Source organism: Flavobacterium sp. (assembly GCF_043720215.1).
Lineage (GTDB): Bacteria > Bacteroidota > Bacteroidia > Flavobacteriales > Flavobacteriaceae > Flavobacterium.
Genome location: NZ_JAYSSZ010000192.1, coordinates 1 through 3306, shown reverse-complemented (window position 1 = coordinate 3306; position 3306 = coordinate 1). Strand labels below are relative to the sequence as shown.

The following is a 3306-nucleotide window of genomic DNA, read 5'->3' as shown; positions in this document are numbered from 1 at the left end:
ACTGTAATGGAAAGTAATTTTGATAAACCACAACGTCAGTCTTCCATTGGTGTTTTGGTTATGTTTTTCGATACTTTACGACAATATATTCGAGCTTTGTGGCCTATTTTGGTTGTATGGTTGTTTAAGTTTGACGAGATAAACAAATTGTATCTTTTTTTAGGAATAGTTGTAGTTTTTCTTGGCGTAGCTATTATTGCTTATTTAAAATATTTGAATTTTACCTTTTATTTAGATCACGAAAACGACGAGTTTATCATCAATGAAGGTGTTTTTAATAAAACCAAAACCACAATTCAGCTTAATAAAATTCAGCAAGTAAATATCAATCAATCATTAATTCAGAGAATTATTGGCGTTTATGCACTCGATGTAGACACTGCTGGAAGTACTACAAAAGAAGGAAAAATTAAGGCGATTTCACATCAATTAGCACTAGAATTAAAAACTAGGTTGTTAGAAAACGAAAATAAAACGAAAAACATTGATTCTAATTCTATTTTAGTAGAATCTTCAATTGTAAACGAAACTCCTTTTATAGAAATTAGTTTTTTGAGTTTATTGAAAGTCGGAATTACATCAAACTATATAAGAAGTTTTTCGCTATTACTATTTTTTTTCTTTACGGCTTCAGATTATATTCAACAATTTACAGGAAAAGATGTGATTCAAGATGGAAACATAAAAGATTATGTTGAAGGAAATCAAATCATTCAAACTTTTTTGATTGTTATTTCTTTTTTAATTTTTTCAGTTCTAGTTATAAATCTTGTGCGAATTATTTTCAAATATTTTAATTATAAAATCACCAAACAAAAAGGATCATTATTGCTTTCTTTTGGTTTAATAAATACAAAAAGCACAATAATTAAGCCTGAAAAAGTGCAAATCACCATAATTTCTAGAAATTATTTCCAAAAGAAAATGAATATTTTAGAACTAAAAATCAAACAAGCAACTGGCGGCCAAGAATCAGAAAAAAAATCTATAATCGAAATTCCAGGTTGTAACCAACGAGAAAGCGACGAAATACTCAAATTAGTATTCAAAAAAATCCCAACTAAAGGAGTTGTGCTAAAACCTAATTTTCGTAAGCTTGTTTTTTCAATATTTCTATTAATAGCATTACCTTTAACAGGATTTTTCATTTTTGGAAATTATTTGGAGAATCAGTTTTTAAATTTTGCATATTTAACACCTATTTATGCTATTTTCATGAGTTTGATTCTCTATTTTGGATTCAGAAATTATAAACTATTTATAAACGATGATTTTATAATAAAACAAAGTGGAGCTTGGGATATTGATAATGAAATTATAGAACCAATGAAAATTCAAGCTATTACAACATCACAATTGTTTTGGCACAAAAGTGCTAATATTGGTTATTTAACATTGCATACTGCAGGAGGAAATATTGCTTTCCAACTAGGAGATTATACAACAATAAAAGAATATGTAAACCTTTGGTTATACGAAATAGAAACATCCGACAGCAATTGGATGTAGAAAATAAATAAACACAAAATGAAACACTGGATTGAAGCTGCACGATTACGAACATTGCCACTTTCGGTTTCCGGAATAATGGTAGGAAGTTTATACGCATTAGCAAACCCAACAAACAATGTTCTAACGCCAACACAAGTATTTAGCTGGACAGTTTTCGGGCTAGCAATGCTAACTACTTTAGGGTTTCAGATACTATCTAATTTTGCAAATGATTATGGAGATGGAGTAAAAGGAACTGATAATGAAGACAGAATTGGTCCAAAAAGAGCTATTCAAAGCGGCGTAATTTCTCCTGCAGAAATGAAAAAAGCTATGATTATCACTTCTGTATTAACATTATTGTCAGCAATTGCACTGATTTATTTTGCTTTCAAAGATACAAATCTAGGATATTCGCTGTTTTTTCTAGCATTAGGAATTATAGCAATTGCATCAGCAATACGATACACAGTGGGTAATTCAGCTTATGGATACAAAGGTTTTGGCGATGTTTTTGTCTTTGTTTTCTTTGGTTTGGTAAGCACTTTAGGTGTCAATTTTCTACATTCGAAACAATTTGATTTGCAATTGCTTTTACCAGCATCAGCCATAGGATTATTAAGTGCTGGAGTACTAAATTTAAATAATATGCGAGATGAAGCATCAGATCGTAAATCAAATAAAAATACATTAGTAGTCAAAATTGGTGGAGCCAAAGCTATAATATATCATTATTTCTTACTAATTACGGCAATGGTTTTAGTATTAGTTTTTGCGATAATTTATAACGGAATAGGTTTTAGAATCGATCAATATGCTTTTTTAGTAGCTTATTTTCCATTAATCAGTCATTTACGAACTGTTTATTATTGTCCAGAGCCAAAAGCATTAGATCCACAGTTAAAGAAATTAGCAATCAGTACATTTTTATTATCGTTAATTCTAGCCTTAGTATTAATTTTTTAAAAAGAAACTATGAAAATAACCTTCTACGGTCACGCATCAATAGGAATTGAAGTCGCTGGTAAACACATTTTGATCGATCCTTATATTTCTGCAAACCCAAAAGCCAGTCATATAGATATTAATTCAATTAAAGCAGATTATATACTAATAACTCACGCTCATAATGATCATATTCTAGATGTCGAAGTCATTGCAAAAAGAACCAATGCGGTAATAGTTTCTAATTACGAGATAGCAACACATTTCGGAAACAAAGGATTTCAATTTCACCCAATGAATCATGGTGGAAGCTGGGATTTCGATTTTGGAAACGTAAAATACGTCAACGCCATACATACCAGTTCATTTCCTGACGGAAGTTACGGCGGTAATCCAGGAGGATTTGTTATAGAAGGTGAGCATAAAAATATCTATATCGCAGGCGATACCGCTTTAACAATGGATATGAAATTGATACCAATGAGAACCAAGCTCGACTTAGCAATTCTTCCGATAGGAGATAATTTTACGATGAATGTCGATGATGCCATTCTCGCTTCCGATTTTGTAGATTGCGACAAAGTGCTGGGCTATCATTACGATACTTTTGGTTATATCGAAGTTAACCACGATGAAGCCAAAAAGAAATTTTTCGATGCTGGTAAAGACCTCATGTTACTAGAAATAGGAGAAAGTATCGATTTGTAATTTAGGAGCTATTTCCTGCTTTCCACTACAATCTTTTCTTCCGCAAAAAAAGCGAAAAAAAAAGGATTTTCGTTTCAATCAGGGCTAGGGCATGCCTATTAAAAACAATCTTAGTGAACTTCGTGTAGATGTTAGTGTACTTCATGTTTAAACTGGCACTCA

General features: G+C 31.2%; 3 protein-coding genes. All 3 read left to right on the top strand.

Annotated elements, in window-relative coordinates; translation table 11 throughout:
• Window positions 1-1509 (top strand): PH domain-containing protein (locus ACHZC3_RS08870; RefSeq protein WP_394759513.1); only part of this gene is annotated, 1509 nt, incomplete at its 5' end.
• A gap of 18 nt (window positions 1510-1527) precedes the next feature.
• On the top strand, window positions 1528-2457 hold the full coding sequence (gene menA / locus ACHZC3_RS08865) for a 1,4-dihydroxy-2-naphthoate octaprenyltransferase (RefSeq protein WP_394759512.1): 930 nt from the start codon (window positions 1528-1530) through the stop codon (window positions 2455-2457).
• 9 nt (window positions 2458-2466) lie between these two features.
• Complete coding sequence (locus tag ACHZC3_RS08860) at window positions 2467-3144, top strand: metal-dependent hydrolase (protein WP_394759511.1); 678 nt, start codon at window positions 2467-2469, stop codon at window positions 3142-3144.
• Window positions 3145-3306 lie beyond the last annotated feature (162 nt).

Bases quoted from the DNA above. Each gene is read 5' to 3' on its own strand.
- menA (WP_394759512.1), top strand. From the start codon at position 1,528: ATGAAACACTGGATTGAAGCTGCACGATTACGAACATTGCCACTTTCG.
- ACHZC3_RS08860 (WP_394759511.1), top strand. From the start codon at position 2,467: ATGAAAATAACCTTCTACGGTCACGCATCAATAGGAATTGAAGTCGCT.